This window comes from Bradyrhizobium sp. UFLA06-06 (assembly GCF_054820065.1).
Window position 1 is genome coordinate 14,075 of record NZ_JADFUD010000069.1, and the last position, 21,560, is coordinate 35,634.

Consider the following 21,560-nt stretch of genomic DNA (forward strand, 5'->3'; position numbering starts at 1 on the left):
ATCGGGAACGCGCCCCATGCCGCATCCGCTCGATACCTTCTTCGCCCCAAAAAGCATCGCGCTGATCGGCGCCTCGCGCGATCACGAGAAGATTCCCGGGCGGCTGCTCGCGATGCTGCGCAAGAACGGCTATCCCGGCGCGCTCTATCCGATCAATCCGAACTATGACGAGATCGACGGGCTGAAGTGCTTCAAGTCGGTCGCCGAGATCGGCGCGCCGATCGATCTTGCCGTTATCGTCATTCCCGCGCGTGCGGTGCTGCCGGCGCTGGAGCAGTGCGCGGCCGCCGGCGTGAAGAATGCGGTCATCATCTCGTCCGGCTTTGCCGAAGAGGGCGGCGACAGCGCTGACATGCAGGACGCGATCGTGGCGCTGGCGAAGCGGACCGGGATGCGGATCTCCGGTCCCAATGCCGAAGGGTTTTACAGCCAGGCGCAGAAGGTCGCCGCGACCTTCAGCCCGACCGTCGACGTCAAGCCGGACGCGCCCGATCTGGTCGCCGGCAAGCGGCGGATCGGCATCGTCGCGCAGAGCGGCGGCATCGGCTTTGCGATCTATCATCGCGCCAAGGCGCTCGGGGTCGCGCTCAGCTATGTCGTCAGCGCTGGCAATGAGAGCGATCTCGGCGCCGGCGAGTTCCTCGACTACATGGTGCAGGATGCCTCGACCGACGTGATCCTGCTGTTCATCGAGGGTATCCGCGACGTCGACAAGTTTTTGACGGCGGCGAAGCGCGCGGCGGAGCTCAAAAAGCCCGTCATCGTAACTAAAGTGGGCCGCTCCGGCGCCGGCGAGCGCGCGGCGGCCTCGCACACCGCGAGCATGGCGGGCTGGTCGGCGGCCTATGATGCGGTGTTCGCGAAATACGGCTTCATCGTCTCCAACGATCTCGACGAGGCCGTCACGATTGCTGCCGTGTTGACCACCAATCCGCTGCCGAAGGGCGATCGCGTCGCGGTGCTGACGGTGTCGGGCGGCGCCGGCATCTGGGGCGCCGATACGGTGTCGATGCAAGGGTTGCGGGTGCCGGAGCTATCGACCGGGATCCAGAGCCAGATCAAGCAATGGATGCCGTCCTATGGTGCGGCGGGCAATCCGGTCGACGTCACCGCGCAGGGCGTCTCCTCTGGCGGGCTGCAGAAGAGCATCGAGCTGTTCGACGCCTCTGACGAGGTCGATGCGACGCTGGTCGTGCTGTCGCTGTCGAGCGAGACGCGGATGCCGTTCAAGGAAGCCGAGCTGAAGCCGGTGATCGCGGCGCAGCACAAGCCGGTGGTGTTCTACTCCTACACGCTGCCGTCGCAATTCGCGCGGCAGGAGCTGGCCAAATCGGGCGTGGTGGTGCTCTCGGGGCTGACCCATGTCGGCGTCGCGATGCGGCGGCTGGCGGACTATGCCGCCTTCAGGCCCGCGCCGGAGATCGCGGCATCAGCGTCGCCGGTGCACGATCTCTCCGCGCATCTCACGGCGAAGACACTGTCCGAATATGACAGCAAATCGCTGCTGCGCGCGGCCGGAATCGCTTTGCCCGACGAGGTGCTGGTGACCGATCGCGACGGGCTCGACGCCGCGATCGAGCGGACTGGATTTCCCCTGGTCATGAAAATCCAGTCACCCGCGATCGCGCACAAGAGCGAGGTCGGCGGCGTCCGCGTCAACATTGCCGCCAAAGGCGCGGCGTTCACGGCCTATCGCGACATGCTGGAGACGGTGCGGAAGCAGCGGCCGGGCGCTGAAATCCAGGGCGTGCTGGTCGGGCCGATGGCGAGGCGAGGCGTCGAGATCATCATCGGCACCATGCTGGACGCGACCTTCGGGCCGATGGTGATGGTGGGGCTCGGCGGCATCACCACCGAACTGTTCAAGGATGTGGTCTATCGCCCCGCGCCGGTGAGCGCGGCTGAAGCGAGCACGATGCTGGAGACGCTGAAGGCCGCGCCGCTGCTGCACGGCTTTCGCGGCTCGCCGAAGGCGGATGTCGCGGCACTCGCCCGATTGATCTCGCAGATTTCAGTGCTGGCGGCGCAGCACCGAGGCGAGATCGCCGAGATCGAGGTCAATCCGGTGCTGGTGCACCCGGAGGGGCAGGGCGTGACGATCGTCGACGCGCTGGTAGTGCCGAGGGGTTAGCGTACTATCTCCCCACCGTCGTCCCTGCGAAAGCAGGGACCCATAACCACCGAATGGTGTTGGCGGAGCAAGGTAACGCCGCTTGTGCCCTTTCCGCTGGCCGCGGCGTATGGGTCCCTGCTTTCGCAGGGACGACCATGTTGAGAGAGAACGGCCGTTGAGAGAGAAAGGCCTCACCGCCCCTTGAAGTTGGCGACGCGACGTTCGGCCGTCGCCTTGACGCCTTCCTTGAAGTCTTCGGTCGCGCGCAGCTTGGTCTGCTCGGCGAGCTCATGGTTGGTCGCGGCGAGCACACGGTCGGCGAGGCCGGCGCGCATGGTGGCGCGGGTCGAGACCAGGCCGAGCGGCGAGCATTCGGCGATCTCCTGCGCGAGCTTCATCGCCTCGGCGCGCACCTGGTCCTGCGGCACCAGCACGTTGGCGAGGCCCCAGCGATAGGCCTCTTCGCCGGTGACGCGGCGGCTGGTGTAGAACATCAGCTCGGCATTGTTCTTGCCGATCAGCTCCGGCAGCGTTGCGGTCAGGCCGAAGCCCGGATGGAAGCCGAGCTTGGTGAAGTTGGCCGAGAAGCGTGCCTCGGGGCAGGCGACGCGGAAGTCGGCGGAGACGGCAAGGCCGAGGCCGCCGCCGATCGCGGCGCCATGGATCGCCGCGACGATCGGCTTCTTGTTGCGGAAGATGCGCACCGCCTGAACGTAGAGATGGTTGATCGGCAGGTTGGAAGCCGGATCGCTCTTGGCGCGCTCTTCCTGCTCCTGGCGGGCCGGATCGCCGAAATTGGCGCCGGCGCAGAACGCCTTGCCCTGGGCGGCGAGCACCGAGGCGCGGATCTCGATATTGTTGTCGAACTCCTCCAGCGCGTCGGCGATCTGGTTGATCAGCGCGACGTCGAAGAAGTTCAGCGGGGGTTTTCGGATTTCGATCAGGCCGACATGGCCGTGGGTTTCGACGCCGATATCAGTGTACTTGGTCATGATCTGTCCTCGTTGAATTAGCGCAGGCGAGCCCGCGCGGCTAGCGCAGGCCAAGTCCGCGGGCGATGATGCCGCGCAGCACTTCGGTCGTGCCGCCCTGGATCGTCAGCTTGGGCGCGGTCTTGATGGCGAAATCGAGCTGCTTTTCCAGCGTCTCGCGGTTGGTCGCGGTCTCCTCGACGAATGCGGCGAGATCGCGCACGCGATGCGGCAGCTGCTGCTCCCACACCGTGCCGATGTCCTTGACGATGGAAGCTTCGACCACCGGCTCCTTGCCGGCCTGCAGCATGCCCGCGACCGATACCGACATGCGACGCATGGTATGAACCTGCGCCACCAGGCGTCCGATGCCCTCGGCGCTGCGGGTGTCCGGATTCTTGCCGACCGCGCGCACGAGCTCGGTGAGCACGTAATAGGTCTCGAGGAAGCGCTCGGGACCACTACGCTCATAGGCGAGCTCCGACGTCGCCTGCTTCCAGGCGCCGTCGACCTCGCCCAGCACGTGATCGTCGGGGACGAAGTAGTCGGTGAACACGACTTCGTTGAACTCGAACTGGCCGGTGATCTGGCCGATCGGATTCACCTGGATGCCCGGCTGCTTCATCTTGACCAGGAACTGGGTCAGGCCGTGGCGGCGGTTTTCCTTGGTCGGCGGCGAGGTACGGAAGATCGCGATCATGTAGTCGGCGATGTGCGCCGACGAGGTCCAGATCTTGGTGCCGTTGATGAGATAGCCGCCGTCGGTCTTGGTCGCGCGTGTCTTCGCCGCGAACAGGTCGGAGCCGGAGTTCGGCTCGCTCATGCCGATCGCGAAGCAGACCTCGCCGCGGCAGATGCGCGGCAGGATGTCCATCTTGATGTGCTCGGGGGCGTATTTCAACAGCACCGGCCCGCTCTGGCGGTCGGCGACGAAGAAGCGCCGGGTCGGCGCGTTCGCGACCCGCATCTCCTCGGTGACGACATAGCGCTCGAGGAACGAGCGTTCCTGGCCGCCATATTTCTTCGGCCAAGTCATGCCGAGCCAGCCCTTGGCGCCGACACGGCGGGAGAATTCCGGCGCGTCATTGTCCTCGCGGTTCGGTGCGTGCGGATCGAAGGTGCCGGCGGCGATTTCCTCGGCGAGGAAGGCGCGCACCTCCTTGCGGAGCTGCTCGCACTTTTCCGGCAGGCGGATCGGATCGAAACGAAGGGCTGCAGTCATGATGTCCAGTCCTGATCTTTCTGCCTGATCTCAGCGCGAAGCCACCAGCGGCCACAATTCATCGGCGCCACGATTCGCGACGAGCTTGCCGAGCTCGACCGCCCAGTAGCTCTCCGAGCCGAAATCGTCGCGCCAGGCCAGCGCCCGCAGCGAATAGCGGTGCAGGATGTGCTCGATGGTGAAGCCGATCGCGCCATGCACCTGATGCGCGATGCCGCTGCCTTTCTCGGCCGCTTCCGAGCAGCGGATCTTCGCCGCCGCCGCTTCGAGGAACACCGCGTCATTGTCGAGCGACTTGGCGCTGGCGATGGTGTCGGCGGCCGAGGTTGCGGCAGCCAGTGCCGCGGCGTTTTCGCCGGCGAGTCGGGCGAGGTTGTGCTGCACCGCCTGGAATTTCGAGATCTTCTTCTCGAAGGCGACGCGCTCGTTGGAATAGCGCACGGAGATGTCGAGCATCGCTTCCAGCGCGCCGGCGATCTGCAGGCTGCGCACCACGCCGCCCATCAACATCAGCATGGTCTGGTCAAAGCCTTTGGGCGCCGGTCTGGTCGTGACCGGCTGCACCTTGTCGAGCGTGACGGTGTCGTTGTGATCGCCGCCAAGCCCGACGCCGGATTCGATCCGGCACTTCGCGGCATCGACCAGCGCGATCGACACGCCGCCATTGCCAACAGCCAGCACCGCGAAATGTTTTGCGTCTTTGGCAAACGGCACGCCGCGGGCGCGGCCGGAGAGGCTGCCATCGGCGTTGAGCGTCACGCGGTCCTTCGGGCTTGCCGGCAGCACGGTCATCTCGCCTTCGGGGGAGTTGATCTTGCCCTGCATCAGCAGCCAGCCGGCCAGCATTGTTTCGGCCAGCGGAACAGCGATCGCATGCCGCCCGGCGACGGTGAGCACGCTAAATCCTTCGGCGAGACTGGCGCCGGAACCGCCGAGATCGTCGGGCACCCAGGACAGCGGCAGGCCGGCTTCGGTCAGCGCCTGCCACAGCGGCGCCTTCCATGCGCCCTGCTTGTCGTGATTGATGATTTGGGCATCCGCGAGATCGGCGAAAATCTTTTCCGCGGTCTCGGCGACGATGTTCTCACTCTCCGCCACAGCGTTCCTCGTGTTGATTGGCTCGGGCTGGCCGTTCGGCCATGCCGTGCTTGCGATGTTGTCTTGCGCTCAATGATGCGGAAAAGCCATAGCCGTGACAAGCGCTGCCCGCAGGGCCACTTGCGCGGATGGCATGAAGCCGGACATGGCGCATGAATTCCGCATAGTGAACTTTCGATGGTCCCTGTTTGTATGGCCACGCACACGTGCAAACTGGCCGGTGACATCTGTTCAGTCCGCCAGATGAAACTCGATCGCCTTCCGCATCAGGTCGGCGAACTCGGTCTCCTGGGTGACCAGCGCGTCGTTCAAGCCGGCCACGCACAGCACCAGCGGTTCGTTCGATTCCGCTGATGGCGGCAGGTTCATGGCGACGGCGCCGGCGCCTGGCGTGACCAGGCCGAGCGAGAAGGCGTGCCCCTTGGCGCGGACCTTCTTCAGCTCCAGCAGCAGCGCCTTGACGTCGACCTGCCGGTCGGGCCGGGTCTCGTTGGCGTTGATCAGGCGCACCAGGCGGCGCACCTCCTTGTCGGGATAGGCCGACAACAGCGCGTAACCCGATGCGGATCGCGCCAGCGGCCGCAGCGTTCCGGCCTTGACATACAGCCGCATCGGCAGCTTGGCCTGAATGATATGGACATACTGCGCGCTGAGCCCGTTGCGCACCGCGAGCATGATGGTCTCTCCGGTCCGCGCGGAGAGTTCTTCCATCAAATTGACCAGACGTCCTTTCGTGAACAGCGCCGGGCTCAGCCAGTGCCCCAGCATCGAGATCCGCGGCGTCGGGATATAGGTGCGGCGACTGGTGTCATAGTGGAGATAGCCGAACGCCGTCATCGTCCGCATCAACGCCGAGGTGCTGGACTGCGGGAACTTGAGCGCCGCCGCGACTTCGATCGCGGAAGCGGCGCGCTGGTGCTCCTCGAAGAATTCGAGCACATCGAACACGCGCCGCGCCGACTTGACCGCATTGTCCATCTTCGGCAGGTCGCGTGAGGTATCGCCGGGGAAATCGGGGCGGTCGAAAGTCCGCGCGCCGGCAGCCGCGCCGGCTTTCGCCAAATCTTTCTTCGCCACCGGCATCGCTATCGTCCCTGCTGCGCCACCCGCCGCTTCAGCCACCAGCCATATTGCTCGGGCCAACTCGTCCACTCCGGATCGCATCCGAGCGCAAGTGCCGTCTGCGCGGGCCAGTTCGGATTCCACAGCAGTTCGCGGCCGAGCGCAATGAGCGTCGCCTTGCCGTCCCGCAAAATGGCTTCGGCGTAGTCCGGTTCGCGGATCAGCCCGACCGCCACCGTCGGCATGCCGACTTCCTTCTGGATGCGCTCGGCGAACGGCACCTGGAAGCCCGGGGTGCGCGACACCAGCGAATTGCCGCGCGGCAATTTCATGCCGCCCGACGAGCAGTCCACCATGTCGATCCCGACCGCCTTCAGCTCGGTCGCAAACGCGATTGAGTCCTCGATCGACCAGCCGATGTCGACGCCGTCGACTGAGGAGATGCGGACGAGGGCCGGCAGATGGTCCGGCCATTCCTCGCGCATGATCGCCGCGATGCGCAGCGGCAGGCGCATGCGATTCTCGCGCGACCCGCCATAGTCGTCGTTACGGTTGTTCGCCAGCGGCGACAGGAACGAGTGCATCAGATAGCCGTGCGCGCAGTGCAGCTCGATGACGTCGTAGCCGGCCGCCCTGGCGCGTCGAAACGCCTGGCGGTAGTCGTCCACCAAGGCATCGATCTGCTCTGACGTCATCATCTGCGGCGAGGGCCAGCCGTCGTCGAACGGGATGCCGCTCGAGGCGGCGATCTGCCACGGGCCTTCGCCGCGCGCCTTGATGTCGGCCTCACCCAGCGGGTTGCCGCCTTCCCACGGCCGCTGCGAGGAGCCCTTCCGGCCGCCATGGGCGATCTGGATCGCGGCCTTGGCGTTGAAGCTGTGGATCAGCGCGGCGAGGGCGGCGTGGTCCGCGATGTGCGTATCGTCCCAGATGCCGAGGCATCCATGGGTGATGCGCCCCTGGGTGTTCACCGAGCTCTGCTCGACGAACACGAGGCCGGCGCCGCCGGCGGCGAGCTTGCCGATATGCGCGGTGTGCCAATCGGTGGCGCGCCCCTCCCGCGCCGAATAGGTCGCCATCGGCGAGACCATGATCCGGTTCTTCAGTTCGAGGTCGCGCAGTTGCAGCGGAGTAAAGAGCAGCGGCAGCTCGGTCATGCGATCTCCAGCCTTGCTTGTGGTTTCTTGCCTGTGGTGTGTGGATTCGTGCGCGCAATCATTTCTTCAGCAGCGGGCAGGCGCTCTCCTCGGGCGTCGCAAACGCCTCCTTGCCCGGGATGACCTGAACCAGCTTTTCGTAGTCCCAGGCGCCCTTGGATTCGGCCGGCGATTTCACCTGCACGAGATACATGTCGTGGATCAGCTGACCGTCCTCGCGCAGGAATGCGTTGCGGGCGAAGAAATCGTCGATCGGCATGTCCTTCATTTGCGCGATCACCTTGGGGCCGTCGTCGGTGCCGGACTTCTCGACCGCCTTGAGATAGTTCATGACCGCGGAGTAGAGACCGGCCTGCACCATGGTCGGCCGCTTCTTGGTCCTGGCCATGAAGCGCGCGGCAAAGTCGCGGGTCTTGTCGTCGAGATCCCAATAGAAGGCGGTCGCGAGCTGCAGCCCCTGGGCGGCCTGCAAGCCGATCGCGTGGATGTCGCTGGTCTGCATCAGGAAGGCTGCGAGCTTTTGCGTGTGCGCCATCCCGAATTCCTGCGCCTGCCGGATCGAGTTGGCGAGGTCGCCGCCGGTGTTGGCAAAGGCGATCACGTCAGCCTTCGAGCTCTGGGCCTGCAGCAGATAGGACGAGAAATCCATGCTGTTGAGCGGATGCCGCACCTCGCCGGCGATGCTGCCGCCGACCTTCTCCACGGTCCTGGCCGCGTCGTTGCGCAGCGCATGGCCGAAGGCGTAGTCGACCGTGACGAAGTACCAGCTCTTGGCCCCCGATTTGGCCAGCGCCCGAACCGTGCTGTTGGCGAGCGCATAGGTGTTGTAGGTCCACTGCACCGAATTCAGTGAGCAGCCCTTTCCGGTCAGGTCGGAGGAGCCGGCCGACGACACCAGCATTGCCTTGTTCTTCTGCTTGGTGAGCTCGAGCACGGCGAAGGCGACCGCGGAATTGGCGAAATCGACGATGACGTCGACATTCTCCTGCTCGTACCAGCGCCGCGCGATGCCGGCGCCGATATCCGCCTTGTTCTGATGGTCGGCATCGACCATGGCGATCGGCTTGCCCAAAACCTTGCCGCCGAAATCCGCGATCGCCATCCGGACCGCTTCGACCGCGCCGGGGCCGGCAGCGTCGGCGTAGAGGCCGGCCTGATCGGTCAGCACGCCGATCTTCACCGCGTCGTCGGAAATCTGCGCGTGGGATGGTGCGGCGAAGACGACTGAGAGGATTGCAGCGCTCGCGGCCATCCATCCGTATCTCGATGTCATTGTCCCTGGTTTCCTCTACTTCGATTGCCTTATGGCGTTGGTCTTGTCTTGCCGCAGGTCGATCATGCCCGGATGCGACTGCGGATCCCTGTCCGCGCCGAGCAGCACGTGTTTCTGGATCTTGTTGGTCGAGGTCAGCGGCAGCTCCGCCACGAAGGCGATCCACGCCGGCAGCTTGAACGCCGCCAGGCGTTCGCGGCAGAAATGGAAGATGTCTTGCGCGAGCTCGCGTGCAGCATCGGTGCCGTCGTTGATCACGATGAAGGCCGCAACTTCCTCGTCGCGGATCGGATCGCGCGCGGCGACGACTGCGGCCTGCTTGACCAGAGGCGACGTCGTCAGCACGGCCTCGACCTCCGCCGCCGAGATGTTCTCGCCGGCGCGCCGGACCAGGTGCTTCAGCCGGTCGACGAACACGAAGGCGCCGTCCTCGTGCTGCCAGGCGCTGTCGCCGGTGTGAAACCAGCCGCCGCGCCAGGCCTGCTCGGTGGCCTCGGGGTCCTTCAGATAGCCGGAGAAGAAGCCGCGCCGCGGCGTCGCTTCCGAATGGCGCACGCAGAGCTCACCGACTGCGCCTGCCGGCAGCGCATTGCCGTCGGCATCGAGGATGATCATTTCGAGGCCAGGGACGCTGCGGCCGATTGTGTTGGTCTCGAGATGGCGCGGCTCGACCGTGTTGAACGGACTGCGTCCGGTCTCCGTCATGCCCCAGCCTTCGACGAAGGGGATGTCGAAGCGTTCGCGAGCCCGCGCGCGCTGCTCGGGATTGGCGCCGACGCCCATCGAGAAGCGCAGCGCATGGGCTTTCTCGTCCGGCGTCTCCGGCTGCGCCAGCAGGGCCGCGACGATCACGCCGAGATAATGCAGCACGGTTGCCCGGCACGCGACGATGTCGCGCCAGGCATGTTTCGCGTTGAAGCGTTCCGGCAGGATCAGACAGCCGCCGGTCAGCATCATCGCGATCGGGGTCAGCGTCAGGCCGGCCATGTGAAACAGCGGCAGCGGGCTGTACAGGCGCTCCGTTCCGGCATGATACGTCGCCTCGCCGCCGTGGCTGATGTACCAGCGGCCGGTCGAGACCACGTATTCATTGGTCAGGATGCATCCCTTCGGGCGCGCCGTCGTGCCTGACGTGTAGAGCAGCGCAGCCTCGGTCTCGCTTCCTGGCTCGCCGGCGCGCGGTGGCGGCCGCATGGCCGGCGGGACTTTCTCGACGCCGGCGCCGAGATCGTCACCGGAGACGATGAGCCGCGGAACGTCGTCGGTCAGCGCCTTCTGCAATTCCTTCTGATCGGCCAGCGTGACGATCAGGTCGGGCTCGGCATGCGCGATCAGGTATGCGATTTCCGCCGCGCGATAGGCCGGGTTGATCGGAACGATCGAGACGCCGAGGCCGTTGAGCGCCAGCCAATGCACGATGAAATCGGGCCGGTTCTCCAGCAGCAGGCAAGCGCGGTGTCCGTGGCCGAAGCCTGCTGCGCGGTACAGATCGCGCAACGCGCAGACCTGCCGCGCGATGGCGCCATAGGACAGTTCGACGCCATCGGGAAAGTATGCGCGGTCGGGGCGCGCGGGAATGCAGAGAAAGGGTTTGAACGCTGCCGCATCGGATGTCGCAGCGAACGTGCTGAACACGGTGTACATCGTGGCGAAACTTCCCTTTGACGGCCGCTGATCGATGTCAACGATGCCGATCCGAAGGAGCCCGGGTGCTTCGTTGAGCGCATTTGTCATGCGATCGCGACGTTGCGCGGAAGCTATAAGGACGAATAATATGCTGTCAAATCCATTATGAGTTTCCATAAAACTCATATGTAGTTTGAAGCCAAAAGCGGAGGTAACGAGATGAAGATGCACATGTTGTCGGGCGGCCGTCTCCAGATGTCGAAGCGGACTTATCTGCCTGACGCGGCGCGCGGCGAGATGATCGAGCTTCCGGTGTCCTGCGTGCTGTTGCGGCACACGCAAGGCAATGTGCTGTTCGATACCGGGTGCCATCCCGATGTCGCGACCGATCCTGAAGGACGGCTCGGCACGCTGGCCAAATACATGCGCTCGATCATGCCGGCGGACGACCATGTGCTGACGAGCCTGAAGGCCGTTGGCCTCGGCCCCGACGACATCGACGTGGTGATCTGCTCCCACCTGCACACCGACCATTGCGGCTGCAACGCCTTCTTCAAGAAGGCGACGATCTTCGTCCACGCACTCGAGGTCGAGGCCGCGAATGCCGATAACGCGTTCGATCGCGGATACATCAAGGCGGATTGGGATCATCCGCTGAAGATGGAGATATTCGATAAGCAGATGGACGTGTTCGGCGACGGCAAGCTGACGCTGGTCCCGCTGCCCGGACACTCGAAGGGAACGACCGGCGCGCTGGTCAAGCTCGACAACAGCGGCGAATTCCTGCTGGCGTCCGACGCGCTCAGTGTGCGGGCCAATCTCGACCAGCGGACCTCACCGAGGAACAGCCTCGATGTCGACCAGTTCCTGAAGTCGCTCGACGAGATTGCCAGGCTCGAGGCATCCGGCGTCAAGATCATCTGCGGCCATGACGAGGCGCAGTGGGCCAGCCTGCAAAAGGGGGCGAACGCGTATACGTGAGGATTTGGCGCGGTTTGCAGATGCTGTCTCCCGCGATATGGTGTGCCGCCGCCGGAGTTCATCTGGCTCACAGCAACAAGGAAAATGCAGATGTCCAAGGATGGTTTGTGCGCGATCGTGACGGGATCGGCATCGGGACTCGGCGCCGCCACCGCGCAAATCCTCGCCACGCAGGGCGCGCGCCTCATCATCAACTATTCCAACAGCAAGGCGGAAGCCGAAGCGACCGCGGAAGCCTGCCGCAAGCAGGGCGCCGAGGTGCTGGTGGTGCAGGGTGACGTCTCGCGCGATGAGGACTGCAAGAAGATCGCGGCCGCCGCGCAGGGCTGGGGCCGCCTCGACGTGCTCGTCAACAATGCGGGCACCACCAAGCACGTGCCGCATCACGATCTCGACGGCCTGACCGCGGAGGATTTCCAGCGCATCTATGCGGTCAACACCATCGGTCCGTTCCAGATGGTTCGTGCCGCGCGCGCGCTCCTCGAAGCCGGCGCGAAGGCATCGAGCCGTCCCTCGGCGGTGGTCAACGTCTCCTCGGTCGCCGGCATTTCCGGCGGTGGTTCGTCGGTCGCCTATGCCGCGAGCAAGGGCGCGCTCAACACCATGACGCAGTCACTGGCGCGCGCGCTGGCGCCGTTGATCCGCGTCAACACGGTGTGTCCGGGCTATATCGATACGCCCTGGTTCACCAAGGGGCGCGGCGAGACGGGCGCCAAGCAGGTGCGCGATGCCGTGGTCGCGCGGGTGCCGCTGAAGGTCGCATCAACGGCCGAAGATATCGCCAATCTGGTCTGCTTCCTGGCAAGCCCGGCCTCGAGCAACATGACCGGCGAATTCGTCCGCATGGATGCCGGGATGCATCTGATTCAGTGAGCTAACTATCCACGTCTTCCGACCGTTACGGAAACGAAAATGCCCGGGCCAGGCCCGGGCATTTTGATCTTGGATCAATATTCGGTTCGCTGTGCTGTCACCTGTTTCCCGGATCCGGGATCACGCGCGCCGCGACCAGCCGATTCCAGATGAACAGCACCACCAGCGCGCCGATCGTGGCGGTGATGAAGCCGGCGCCTTGTTCGGGACCGTAATGGCCGATCGCCTGGCCGATGAAGGTCGCGAGAAACGCACCGGCGATGCCGAGCACGGTGGTGAGAATAAAGCCGCTTGGATTGTTCGGTCCCGGCGACAGGAACCGCGCGATGATCCCCGCGATAAAGCCGACGATGATGACCCAGATGATGCCGCCCATGACTGTCGTCCTCCTCAGATGGAATCAACGCTGCCGTCAGAGCCTGCGGTGCAACTCGTCGCCGCTCGGCAGCCGTCCGTCCGGCGTCAGGTGATTGATCGCGTCGGGCAGATACTGGCTCAAGCCCTGCAGCAGATCGTCGCGCGACAGGCCGCTCGTTGACGCCAGCGAGTCGATCTGGTCGGCGCCGAGCGCGTTGGCGAGATCGCCGGGCGCGATCTGCTTGTTGGGACCGTTGCTGACCCAGGAATTGGCCGCGTCGCCGTGACCCTTTTGCTGCAACTGGTTGAGCAGGTCGCCGAGGCCGCCGCTGAGCACGGTGCCGGCTGCGCCGCCGGCGAGCAGGCCACCAAGGCCGCCCTTCAGCAGATCACCGAGCCCGCCGCCACCGGCGCCGCCGGGCAGGCCTGCAGTGACGTTGCCGGGAGGAAGCGGCGGCGCCTGCGCCGGCTTCGGCTCAGGGGCGCTCGCGTCCGCCTGGCCGCCCGAGAAATGCTTGACCGCCTTCCATGCGAGCAGCGCGAGGATCGCCATCGTCATCGGCGACATTCCGCCGCCGCTGGAGCTGTCGGATGATGTGCTTGGCGCGCTCGGACCGCGCGGGCCGTTCTGCATGCCGTTGAGTACGTCCAGTAAACCCATGATCGTCTCCTGCCGCAACCGTGCCCCGAGCGGGAAACATAGCTTCCGCCCATGACGGTTACAAGGCGGGCCACCCGACCTGCGGTGCGTCGAAATAGGCAGGCAACCCAAGGTCTGCTATCGAGCCAATGATGAATGGACGTTCCAGATGAACCAGGACCGGCCGATCGGCATTGCGGGCGCCGGAAGCATCGGCTGCTTCGTCGGCGGCATGCTCGCGGCCGCGGGGCGCCGTGTCGCGCTGCTGGCGCGGCCGCGGCTGATCCGGGAGATCGCAGGCAACGGCTTGCGGATCAGCAGCTTTGACGGCTCCGAGCGGACGGTATCCGCGGACCGGCTCATTGTGTCCGACGATCCGTCGATCTTGTCCGACGTTCAGACCGTGCTGGTGACGGTGAAGAGTGCCGATACCGCCGCGATGGCCGATGTGATCGCGCGCCACGCGCCTGGCGATGCCGCGGTGATCAGCCTGCAGAACGGCGTCGGCAATGTGCCGCTGCTGCGCGACCGCCTGCCGGGCCGCAAGGTGCTCGGCGGCATGGTGCCGTTCAACGTGGTCACGCTCGGCGACGGCCGCTTCCATCGCTCGACCTCCGGCGACATCGTGATCGCGCAGGATGACGCGGGCACCGCGGCGCGGCTGTCGGTGCCCGGGCTTGCGATCAAGCCCACCGGCGATATCGACGGCGTGCAGTGGGGCAAGCTGATCGTCAATCTCAACAATGCGCTCAATGCGCTGTCCAATATTCCGCTGCGGCAACAGCTCGCGCAGCGCGGCTGGCGACGACTGCTTGCCGATCAGATGGCCGAGGGCCTGGCCGCGGTGCGCGCCGAAGGCATTGCGCCGGTGTCGCCGACGCCGCTGCCGTCGAGCTGGATGCCGTCTTTGCTGCGGCTGCCGGATGCGCTGTTCGACATGCTGCTCGGCCGCACCATGAAGATCGATCCCGAGGCGCGCTCCTCGATGTGGGAGGATCTGCAGCGCGGCCGCCGCACCGAGATCGACTATCTGCAGGGCGTGATCACCGCGATCGCGGATCGCCGCGGGCTCGCGGCGCCATTGTCGCGCCGCGTCATCGCGCTGATCCGGAAGGCGGAGGCGGACGGCAAGGGATCGCCGGGGCTGACGCCAGAACAGATCCGCGATGGCAGCGACCATGAACGCCGATGATCGTTCGCCACGTCGATCGAACAACAGAGGAGGTGACATCATGAAACGGTCCAGCATCATGCTGCTCACGCTTGTTGCGCTCGTGGCCGGCCCGGCCCGTGCGGCGCCGCCGACCGTGACACCGTCGCCTGGCTATGATGCGCGCTTGCAGGAGCAGCGCGCGGCGGCTGCGGCAGCAAGCCGAGCGGCCGTGCCTGCGCACAGATCGGTCGCGCCCCGACACCACAAGCGCACCCGCGCGCGCTGATCCATGACAGAGACGACCTCAGATGAAGCTGCTGTTCCTCGCGCTCACCTTCGTGTTTGGCTTCGCCACGGCCGCAGGCGCCGACGACTATGCCGGTTCGATCAGTGCCTACCGGCGCGCCAATCGCATGCCCGCGGTGAAGCTCGACGCGAAGCTGAACGCGATGGCGCTGAAGCAGGCGCAGGCGATGTCGGCGACCGGATCGGTCAGCCACTCCGCGGGCGGCAGCTTCTTCACGCGCATCGCGCCGCTCAAGAAGCAGCGCGCCGCCGAAAATATCGGCGCCGGCTTCATCGCCTTCGCCGAGATGCTGAAGCAGTGGGAGAATTCGCCCGGCCATCGCGAGAACCTGTTGATGCCGGGCGCCAAGCGCGTCGGCGTCGCCTTCGTCGACAACCCGAAGTCGCCGTACCGCAGGTTCTGGGCGATGGTGATTACCGATTGAGCCTGCGGTGTCATTCCGGGGCGGAGCGAAGCGACGAACCCGGAATCTCGACGGTAATGGCAGCGAGATTCCGGGTTCTCGCTTGCGCGAGCCCCGGAATGACTAAGCGAGTCGTCAGTTTCGCTTCGCAACCTTGGTCGGTGGCGGCGGTGTCGGCGTGAACAGCTTCTTCAGGCCGTCCAATCCCTCGGAAAGCCGCGGCCATTCGCAGGAGAACGTACCCTTCACGCAGTTGCTTGCCCGCGGCCGCGGCTCGGGAATAGGGACGGCAGCGACCCGCGGCTTGACCGGCCTTGCGGCGGGGACGGGGACTTTCGCAGTTTCACTGCGCACCGGCTCATTGTGCAATGACGCCTGCTGGATCTGCGGCGGCCGCACCGGCTGTGTCTCCTGCCGCTCGAGTTGCTTCGCATTGAACGCCGCGACGATACGCGAGCGCCGCTGCTGCTCGAGATAGCCGGTATATTCCTGGTCGATCTTCTTCTGCTCGTCCGGCGTCGGATTGGGACCGGCAATGTCGAAGCTGCGGTCCTGCATAAAGTCGTAATAAGTGTAACCGCCGCCGGGCTTGCGGCGGCCGGCGAACTTGGCGTTGCAATCGGCGAGTTGCGCGGTCTTGTCTTCCCTGGTCTTGGCCTTCTCGGCGAGGTCGGCGCAGTCCTCGAAGTCCTTCGGCCCGCCGCGCCACCATTGCGCGTGCGCGCTCATCGGCGCCAGCACGCAAGCGACGGCGAAAGCGGCAACAGCCAACGTCGATGATCGTGACGGCATCACGGACATTGAGACCAAACCCGAACGACACAGAGTGAGCAGATTGTCGCCATTTTAGTGACACTTGTCACCCGGGAACCCGACGATTTTCCTGACCTGTGGAATGTTGCTGCGGTTGATGGAACACAGCCTTCGCGATTGGAATAATTGAAGAATCTCATGGGAACGGGCCGGAGATCAGAACAATTCGCGTTTAATCGTTCACTTCACCCTGTGCAGCAACGCAACCAGTTCCGCCTGCCTGTGCGTGCCGGTCTTCTGGAAGATCGTCTTGAGCTGATTGCGCGCGGTGGCAAGGGCAACGCCGGCCTCCTGCGCGGCCGCTTCGACCGAATCGCCGCGTGCAAGCCGGGTGGCGAGGCGTGCCTGCGCCGGCGTCAGTTCGAACGTCGCCGCCAGCAGCGCCTGATCGAACGCCGCGCTGCCTTCGAGATCGCGGATCAACAGGATTGCGCGCGCCCCCAGGAACGGCGACCGCGCGGCCGGAGGCACCGGTTGGATCTGGATCACGATTGGCCGCTTGTCGATCCGGCGCACCACGATCGGCGACGACGGTAATGGGTGCAGGTCCGAGCTGTGGGCCAGCTGATCGATCAGCCTGGTCAGATCGGCATTGGCCTGCCGGTCGAGCAGCGTGAGGCGATTATTGCGGATCGCAAGGTCGTGGCCGAGACAGCTTTCCGCCTGGCTGTTCATGCCGATCACGGCGCCGAAGCGGCCGACCGCAATCGCGGCGACCTGGATCAGATCGAGCGCGCTGGTGATGCCTGAGAGCGCGGAGCGGCCGACGACGGCGGACAGCGTCGCGGCTTCCGTGAGCGGCGCCGACACCCTTCGCAGCGCCTTGATCTCGTCGGCGTCGAACAGGCCTTCCGTGGGTGAGCGCTGGATCGTCAGTGCCCACAATGCTGGGCCGGAGTGGAAGCCGACGGCCGCGAACCATTTCAGTCCGAACTCGCCGAGCGTAGCGTAGAGCGGATCGCGCAGCATCTCGGTTTCGGATTCGAACAGATCCGCATCGGTGATGACGTCGACGCCGGCGTGCATCAGCGGCACGCCGCGGGCCGCGCGGATGTCGGTGAGGTGAAGATTGTGCGGGAAGTAGGTCTTGGTGAAATACTCGGTGATCGAGTCCGTGCGCGGAATGTCTTCGGTGCGGATATCGCTCTGAAGCATCGCAGCGCCGGTCGCGCCGATGGCGGCGCAAACCTCGTCCATGAAGGACGGCCAGGTCGAGGGATCGAGAACCACATCGCCGAGGCGCGCGGTCACATCGTCAAGCCTGTGCAGGTCGACCAAAATTCAGCTCCGCCGATGCAAACAGCGTTGTTTTGTCAGGCGAAACAGGCTGCACCTCGTTGCGCCCGGTACCGGGCATAAGAAAACCGAGGGGCCCGATATGCAAGTTAAATCAGCGACAGGCTAGGGGTCGGGTCCGCAAGCACTGGCGAAACATGATCGAAAATCGGCGGGTCGGCTCGCCGGTACGATCCGGCCGCTACGATCGGTGACCATCCTCACGGTGGTCGGCTTTGGTCAGCGCCACGCGGCAGAAGCTGGCGGCGATCGCCGCGACCTCCTCGACGGCTTGCGGGTATTGCTTCGACACCCAGCGCAGCGCGATCGAGATGACGGCACCGACCATGCCGACCGAGAGCAGCGAGGCGGCCGCGCCCTTGCCGCGCTTCGCATCGAGCGTCGGCGGCACCAGGATGTCGCTGAAGACGCGCAGGGCGTCGAGCTTGACGGCATCGACCGCCGGACTAATGCCGGAAATTTCCAGCAGAAAGACCCGCGCAGGCTTCGGGTGCTGCTTCAGCCGCGTGAAATACAGCGTCAGGGCGGCACGCAGCTTCATCTCGGCATCGTCGCCTGCGGCTGCGGCGGCAGCGGTCATTTCCTCGTGCAGGTGGCCGACGACATGGCCGTAGGCGGCGATCAGCAGGGCCTCGCTGTTGGCAAAGGACTCGTAGAAATAGCGCTCGGTCAGTTCGGCCGCCTCGCAGATCGCCTTCACGGTGGCGCCGCGATAGCCGACCTCGCCATAGACCTCGATCGCGGCATCGATCAGCTTGAGCCGCCGCTCGGTGCGGCGTTCCTCGGCGTCCATACCGCCATAGAGGCGGGCTTTCCGGCTGCTTGCCATGAAAGTCTATTGACACGAGGCATTGTCAGATGTCAAGTTATCTGACAATACGTATTGTCAATACTGCCACGGGAGAGGGTCAGGGCATGTCCGCTCATTTCGACGTGTTGATCGTGGGCGCGGGACTGTCGGGCATCGGCGCCGGCTACCATTTGCAGGCCAACTGCCCGGACCGCAGCTACGCCATTCTTGAAGGCCGCGACTGCATCGGCGGCACCTGGGACCTGTTCCGCTATCCCGGCATCCGCTCCGACTCCGACATGTACACGCTCGGCTATTCGTTCCGGCCGTGGACCGAGCCGAAGGCGATCGCCGATGGCCCCTCGATCCTGAACTATGTGCGCGAGACCGCGCGCGTCTATGGCATCGACAAGAACATCCGCTTCAACCACCGCGTCGTGCGTGCCGACTGGTCGTCCGCTGACTCGCGATGGACGGTCGAGGTCGAGCGGGGGCCGGAGAAGACGATCGAGCGCTTCACCTGCAACTTCCTGTTCATGTGCAGCGGCTACTACAAATATGAACACGGCTACACGCCCGACTTCCCCGGCATCGCCGATTTCGCCGGCCGCGTCGTCCATCCGCAGAAATGGACTGACGACATCGACTATACGGCTAAGAAGGTGGTGGTGATCGGCAGCGGTGCGACCGCGGTGACGCTGGTGCCGGAAATGGCCAAGACCGCCGCCCATGTCACGATGCTGCAGCGTTCGCCGACCTATGTCGTGGCGCGGCCGGACGAGGACAAGGTCGCCAACTGGCTGCGCGCGCGGCTGCCCGCGAAACTCGCCTACGGCCTCACTCGCTGGAAGAACGTGCTGTTCGGTATGTATTTCTACCGGCTCTGCAAGCGCGATCCGGAGCGCGTGAAGAAGCTGATCCTCGGCGGCGTGCGTCACGCGCTCGGTCCCGACTACGACGTCGCCACTCATTTCACGCCGCGCTACAATCCCTGGGACCAGCGGCTCTGCCTGGTGCCGAACGGCGATCTCTTCCAATCGCTGCGCAACGGCGGATCGTCCGTCGTCACCGACCAGATCGAGACCTTCACGCGTGGGGGCATCAAGCTCAAGAGCGGCAATGTGCTCGACGCCGATATCGTGGTGACCGCGACCGGCCTCGATCTGCAGGTGCTCGGCGGGCTCGAGATCAATGTCGACGGCGCGTGTGTCGATCTGTCGAAGACCATGAACTACAAGGGGCTGATGTACTCGGGCGTGCCGAACCTCGCCGCCGCCTTCGGCTACACCAACGCATCATGGACGCTGAAATGCGACCTGACCTGCGAATATGTCTGCCGCATGCTCAACCACATGAAGGCGAACGGCTACGCGCAAGTCACGCCGCGGCGGAACGACCCGACCGTCACCGAATTGCCCTGGGTGGACTTCTCCTCGGGCTATATCCAGCGCGCCGCCGCCAGGTTCCCCAAGCAGGGCTCGCGCCGGCCGTGGCGGCTCTACCAGAATTATGCACTCGATATCATGACGCTGCGCTTCGGCGCGCTGAAGGATGAGGCCATCGAGTTTCTGCCGGCGCGTCGGGCGAGCGCGGATGGCGCCTCGAATCCGGCCCGGCAGGTGGCGTAACGCGCGACGCGCCAAACGCCGCGCAACTTCGCGCGCGTCCGATGTGGCGCGGGCTGGCGATCACCCGGCAGCTCTGCTATGGGATGGCGACGCCCGCATGTTTTCGCTGCGGGCGGTGCGGTCCCGTAGCTCAGCCGGATAGAGCGACGGTTTCCTAAACCGTAGGTCGGAAGTTCGAGTCTTCCCGGGATCGCCATTTCTCGCTCGGCCGCACGCTGTCGGCGAGGCTTTTGCACCATGCATTCCGGCGCGATCTGCCCGGCGTTTGCTCCCCCAAGTTCACCCGAGATCAGGTTCACCCCAAATTAGGGAAAGCCCGGGACAATGGGGAGGGGGCACCGGAAGACCGCGCGTATGCGAGCTAGCGTTCCAGAACGGGTTGAGCAGGGGGGCGGCGACGCCCTTCGCGATCCGCTGCGTTCAAAGGGCCGGCCGCTCGTCGTCGATGTCGACGAGGTCATGGTGCGGGGAAGCTCCGTCCCGGCCGATATCGCGTCCGACTCGATCCGCCGCCTTCGCGCTTTCGCCGCGGCGATCACCGCTTCCCTTGGACCGCAAGCGCGATCGACGCATGGTGCAGATCCATCGGGGTTCGATCCATCCCGGGCGCAATTCGACCACGACGCGGTGAGGTTCCTGCTGCAGGTGCTGGGCGAAGGCCGCCCGGTCTACCTTTGCTCGGAAACCCATCCCGAGCCGTTCGTCAGCGCGGTCTCCCAGCATCTTGGCGTCTTCACCGCCTGGGCCGCCGCGCCGGAACGTCAATTGCCGGCGGCACGGCGCAAAGAGCTGCCGCCCGTGCTTCGCCAGGGTTTTGACTACATCGGCAGCGCGGCGGTCGTGTTGCCCGATTCCGCATCGCGCCTCGCCCGCCCCGGTCGATCCGAGTCGCCCGCGCCCGCGCAGGTCGGCATGCGCGTCAGTATGCGCAGCTGGCTGAAGCTGTTCAGGGTGCATCAATACGCGAAGAACGCCGTTGTGCTGGTGCCGCTGCTGACCGCACACAAATTCGCATCGGGATCGGCCGCGACGTCGCTGCTTGCCGTGATCGCATTCTCGCTCTGCGCGTCGGGCGCCTACATCCTGAACGATCTTCTCGACGTCGAGGCCGACCGCGCGCATCCGACCAAGCGCAACCGTCCGATCGCAAGCGGCGCCATCCCGGCATCGCAAGCCGTCGGCGCGATGACCCTGGCGCTGGTCGCCGCATTTGCGATCGCAATGTCGATATCGATCGAGTTCGGCGGCGTCTTGCTCGGCTATTTCGCGCTGACCACCTCCTATTCGTTCTGGCTCAAGCGCATCGCGACCGTCGACGTCGTCGTGCTCGCCACGCTTTACACCGTCCGCGTGATCGGTGGCGCGGTCGCGATCAGCGTGCCGATGTCGGAATGGCTGCTTGCGTTCTCGCTGTTCATCTTCATGTCGCTGGCGCTGGTGAAGCGCTATATCGAGCTCGCCAGCCAACCGGACGGCGCCGTGCTGGCGGCGCGCGGCTACCGGGTCGAAGACAAATCGATGATCGCGATCCTCGCCGCCGCATCAGGCTTCAACGCCGTCGTGATCTTCACGCTCTACATCTCGTCCGATACGGTGCGCGCGCTTTACAGCCATCCGCAACTGCTCTGGGTCGGTTGTCCGATATTGATGTACTGGATCGGCCGTGTGATGCTGTTCGCGCAGCGCGGATTGATCGACGACGATCCGGTCATCTTTGCGCTGAGGGATCGCGTCAGCTGGGTCGCGCTCGGCGCGATCGGCGCCATCATGCTCGCCGCCATCTAGCGATGCCGGCGG

The 21,560-nt window shown here is 65.1% G+C and carries 20 protein-coding genes and 1 tRNA gene; 9 read left to right on the plus strand and 12 right to left on the minus strand.

From position 1 onward, the window contains the following. The first annotated feature begins 16 nt into the window (after window positions 1-16). Complete coding sequence (locus IF803_RS35840) at window positions 17-2,131, plus strand: acetate--CoA ligase family protein (protein WP_461195479.1); 2,115 nt, start codon at window positions 17-19, stop codon at window positions 2,129-2,131. Between the two features lie 173 nt (window positions 2,132-2,304). Here the strand turns inward: IF803_RS35840 and IF803_RS35845 are convergent, their stop codons facing one another. The 7 genes from IF803_RS35845 to IF803_RS35875 all read right to left on the minus strand — a co-directional run bounded on the left by IF803_RS35845 (window position 2,305) and on the right by IF803_RS35875 (window position 10,540). Further along, complete coding sequence (locus IF803_RS35845; protein ID WP_028341859.1) at window positions 2,305-3,105, minus strand: enoyl-CoA hydratase/isomerase family protein; 801 nt, start codon at window positions 3,103-3,105, stop codon at window positions 2,305-2,307. A gap of 40 nt (window positions 3,106-3,145) precedes the next feature. Continuing rightward, window positions 3,146-4,306 (minus strand): acyl-CoA dehydrogenase family protein, encoded by a 1,161-nt coding sequence (locus IF803_RS35850; protein WP_018269158.1) that lies wholly within the window; start codon window positions 4,304-4,306, stop codon window positions 3,146-3,148. 30 nt (window positions 4,307-4,336) lie between these two features. After that, the gene (locus tag IF803_RS35855; protein ID WP_461195480.1) at window positions 4,337-5,404 is read right to left on the minus strand and encodes an acyl-CoA dehydrogenase family protein; all 1,068 of its coding nucleotides are present in this window, start codon (window positions 5,402-5,404) and stop codon (window positions 4,337-4,339) included. A 231-nt stretch (window positions 5,405-5,635) separates the two neighbouring features. Continuing rightward, window positions 5,636-6,487, minus strand: coding sequence for an IclR family transcriptional regulator (locus tag IF803_RS35860; RefSeq protein ID WP_304497668.1), 852 nt, complete (start codon window positions 6,485-6,487; stop codon window positions 5,636-5,638). A 2-nt stretch (window positions 6,488-6,489) separates the two neighbouring features. Beyond that, the gene (locus IF803_RS35865) at window positions 6,490-7,623 is read right to left on the minus strand and encodes an NADH:flavin oxidoreductase/NADH oxidase (protein ID WP_304497667.1); all 1,134 of its coding nucleotides are present in this window, start codon (window positions 7,621-7,623) and stop codon (window positions 6,490-6,492) included. A gap of 58 nt (window positions 7,624-7,681) precedes the next feature. Then, entirely contained in the window at window positions 7,682-8,896 is a 1,215-nt protein-coding gene (locus IF803_RS35870; protein WP_461195481.1) for an ABC transporter substrate-binding protein, read from the minus strand. 15 nt (window positions 8,897-8,911) lie between these two features. Beyond that, window positions 8,912-10,540, minus strand: coding sequence for an AMP-binding protein (locus IF803_RS35875; protein WP_461195482.1), 1,629 nt, complete (start codon window positions 10,538-10,540; stop codon window positions 8,912-8,914). Window positions 10,541-10,741: 201 nt separating this feature from the next. Between IF803_RS35875 and IF803_RS35880 the strand changes: the two genes are divergently transcribed. After that, complete coding sequence (locus tag IF803_RS35880; protein ID WP_461195483.1) at window positions 10,742-11,503, plus strand: N-acyl homoserine lactonase family protein; 762 nt, start codon at window positions 10,742-10,744, stop codon at window positions 11,501-11,503. 90 nt (window positions 11,504-11,593) lie between these two features. Continuing rightward, window positions 11,594-12,376: an SDR family NAD(P)-dependent oxidoreductase gene (locus IF803_RS35885; protein WP_461195484.1), complete on the plus strand. Its 783-nt coding sequence runs from the start codon at window positions 11,594-11,596 to the stop codon at window positions 12,374-12,376. Between the two features lie 97 nt (window positions 12,377-12,473). Here the strand turns inward: IF803_RS35885 and IF803_RS35890 are convergent, their stop codons facing one another. After that, complete coding sequence (locus tag IF803_RS35890; protein WP_028336227.1) at window positions 12,474-12,752, minus strand: GlsB/YeaQ/YmgE family stress response membrane protein; 279 nt, start codon at window positions 12,750-12,752, stop codon at window positions 12,474-12,476. Between the two features lie 36 nt (window positions 12,753-12,788). After that, complete coding sequence (locus IF803_RS35895; RefSeq protein ID WP_304497664.1) at window positions 12,789-13,394, minus strand: YidB family protein; 606 nt, start codon at window positions 13,392-13,394, stop codon at window positions 12,789-12,791. 148 nt (window positions 13,395-13,542) lie between these two features. Between IF803_RS35895 and IF803_RS35900 the strand changes: the two genes are divergently transcribed. From IF803_RS35900 to IF803_RS35910, 3 genes are read left to right on the plus strand one after another with little or no spacing between them, the layout of a single operon-like run. Continuing rightward, on the plus strand, window positions 13,543-14,565 hold the full coding sequence (locus IF803_RS35900) for a 2-dehydropantoate 2-reductase (protein WP_028341851.1): 1,023 nt from the start codon (window positions 13,543-13,545) through the stop codon (window positions 14,563-14,565). A gap of 40 nt (window positions 14,566-14,605) precedes the next feature. Next, window positions 14,606-14,812, plus strand: a complete 207-nt coding sequence (locus IF803_RS35905; protein ID WP_028341850.1) for a hypothetical protein — start codon at window positions 14,606-14,608, stop codon at window positions 14,810-14,812. A gap of 22 nt (window positions 14,813-14,834) precedes the next feature. Beyond that, window positions 14,835-15,257 (plus strand): CAP domain-containing protein, encoded by a 423-nt coding sequence (locus IF803_RS35910; RefSeq protein ID WP_028341849.1) that lies wholly within the window; start codon window positions 14,835-14,837, stop codon window positions 15,255-15,257. 114 nt (window positions 15,258-15,371) lie between these two features. Here the strand turns inward: IF803_RS35910 and IF803_RS35915 are convergent, their stop codons facing one another. From IF803_RS35915 to IF803_RS35925, 3 genes are all read right to left on the minus strand, one after another. Beyond that, the gene (locus IF803_RS35915; RefSeq protein ID WP_035631918.1) at window positions 15,372-16,037 is read right to left on the minus strand and encodes a hypothetical protein; all 666 of its coding nucleotides are present in this window, start codon (window positions 16,035-16,037) and stop codon (window positions 15,372-15,374) included. Window positions 16,038-16,229: 192 nt separating this feature from the next. After that, on the minus strand, window positions 16,230-17,327 hold the full coding sequence (locus tag IF803_RS35920; protein WP_028341847.1) for a helix-turn-helix transcriptional regulator: 1,098 nt from the start codon (window positions 17,325-17,327) through the stop codon (window positions 16,230-16,232). 199 nt (window positions 17,328-17,526) lie between these two features. Further along, window positions 17,527-18,174 carry a TetR/AcrR family transcriptional regulator gene (locus IF803_RS35925; RefSeq protein WP_461195485.1) on the minus strand — a complete coding sequence of 216 codons (648 nt, stop codon included), beginning with the start codon at window positions 18,172-18,174 and terminating at the stop codon, window positions 17,527-17,529. Window positions 18,175-18,260: 86 nt separating this feature from the next. Here IF803_RS35925 and IF803_RS35930 point away from each other — a divergent pair, with 86 nt between their 5' ends. The 3 genes from IF803_RS35930 to IF803_RS35940 all read left to right on the plus strand — a co-directional run bounded on the left by IF803_RS35930 (window position 18,261) and on the right by IF803_RS35940 (window position 21,548). After that, on the plus strand, window positions 18,261-19,763 hold the full coding sequence (locus tag IF803_RS35930; RefSeq protein ID WP_461195486.1) for a flavin-containing monooxygenase: 1,503 nt from the start codon (window positions 18,261-18,263) through the stop codon (window positions 19,761-19,763). Between the two features lie 119 nt (window positions 19,764-19,882). After that, window positions 19,883-19,959 (plus strand) — tRNA-Arg (locus IF803_RS35935). 158 nt (window positions 19,960-20,117) lie between these two features. Further along, entirely contained in the window at window positions 20,118-21,548 is a 1,431-nt protein-coding gene (locus IF803_RS35940) for a UbiA family prenyltransferase (protein ID WP_461195487.1), read from the plus strand. Window positions 21,549-21,560: the final 12 nt, after the last annotated feature.

Excerpts from the sequence above, each read along its gene's own strand:
- IF803_RS35840 (WP_461195479.1), top strand. The coding sequence starts at position 17 with ATGCCGCATCCGCTCGATACCTTCTTCGCCCCAAAAAGCATCGCGCTG.
- IF803_RS35845 (WP_028341859.1), bottom strand. The coding sequence starts at position 3,105 with ATGACCAAGTACACTGATATCGGCGTCGAAACCCACGGCCATGTCGGC.
- IF803_RS35850 (WP_018269158.1), bottom strand. The coding sequence starts at position 4,306 with ATGACTGCAGCCCTTCGTTTCGATCCGATCCGCCTGCCGGAAAAGTGC.
- IF803_RS35860 (WP_304497668.1), bottom strand. The coding sequence starts at position 6,487 with ATGCCGGTGGCGAAGAAAGATTTGGCGAAAGCCGGCGCGGCTGCCGGC.
- IF803_RS35865 (WP_304497667.1), bottom strand. The coding sequence starts at position 7,623 with ATGACCGAGCTGCCGCTGCTCTTTACTCCGCTGCAACTGCGCGACCTC.
- IF803_RS35870 (WP_461195481.1), bottom strand. The coding sequence starts at position 8,896 with ATGACATCGAGATACGGATGGATGGCCGCGAGCGCTGCAATCCTCTCA.
- IF803_RS35875 (WP_461195482.1), bottom strand. The coding sequence starts at position 10,540 with ATGTACACCGTGTTCAGCACGTTCGCTGCGACATCCGATGCGGCAGCG.
- IF803_RS35880 (WP_461195483.1), top strand. The coding sequence starts at position 10,742 with ATGAAGATGCACATGTTGTCGGGCGGCCGTCTCCAGATGTCGAAGCGG.
- IF803_RS35885 (WP_461195484.1), top strand. The coding sequence starts at position 11,594 with ATGTCCAAGGATGGTTTGTGCGCGATCGTGACGGGATCGGCATCGGGA.
- IF803_RS35890 (WP_028336227.1), bottom strand. The coding sequence starts at position 12,752 with ATGGGCGGCATCATCTGGGTCATCATCGTCGGCTTTATCGCGGGGATC.
- IF803_RS35895 (WP_304497664.1), bottom strand. The coding sequence starts at position 13,394 with ATGGGTTTACTGGACGTACTCAACGGCATGCAGAACGGCCCGCGCGGT.
- IF803_RS35900 (WP_028341851.1), top strand. The coding sequence starts at position 13,543 with ATGAACCAGGACCGGCCGATCGGCATTGCGGGCGCCGGAAGCATCGGC.
- IF803_RS35905 (WP_028341850.1), top strand. The coding sequence starts at position 14,606 with ATGAAACGGTCCAGCATCATGCTGCTCACGCTTGTTGCGCTCGTGGCC.
- IF803_RS35910 (WP_028341849.1), top strand. The coding sequence starts at position 14,835 with ATGAAGCTGCTGTTCCTCGCGCTCACCTTCGTGTTTGGCTTCGCCACG.
- IF803_RS35915 (WP_035631918.1), bottom strand. The coding sequence starts at position 16,037 with ATGTCCGTGATGCCGTCACGATCATCGACGTTGGCTGTTGCCGCTTTC.
- IF803_RS35925 (WP_461195485.1), bottom strand. The coding sequence starts at position 18,174 with ATGGCAAGCAGCCGGAAAGCCCGCCTCTATGGCGGTATGGACGCCGAG.
- IF803_RS35930 (WP_461195486.1), top strand. The coding sequence starts at position 18,261 with ATGTCCGCTCATTTCGACGTGTTGATCGTGGGCGCGGGACTGTCGGGC.
- IF803_RS35940 (WP_461195487.1), top strand. The coding sequence starts at position 20,118 with ATGCGAGCTAGCGTTCCAGAACGGGTTGAGCAGGGGGGCGGCGACGCC.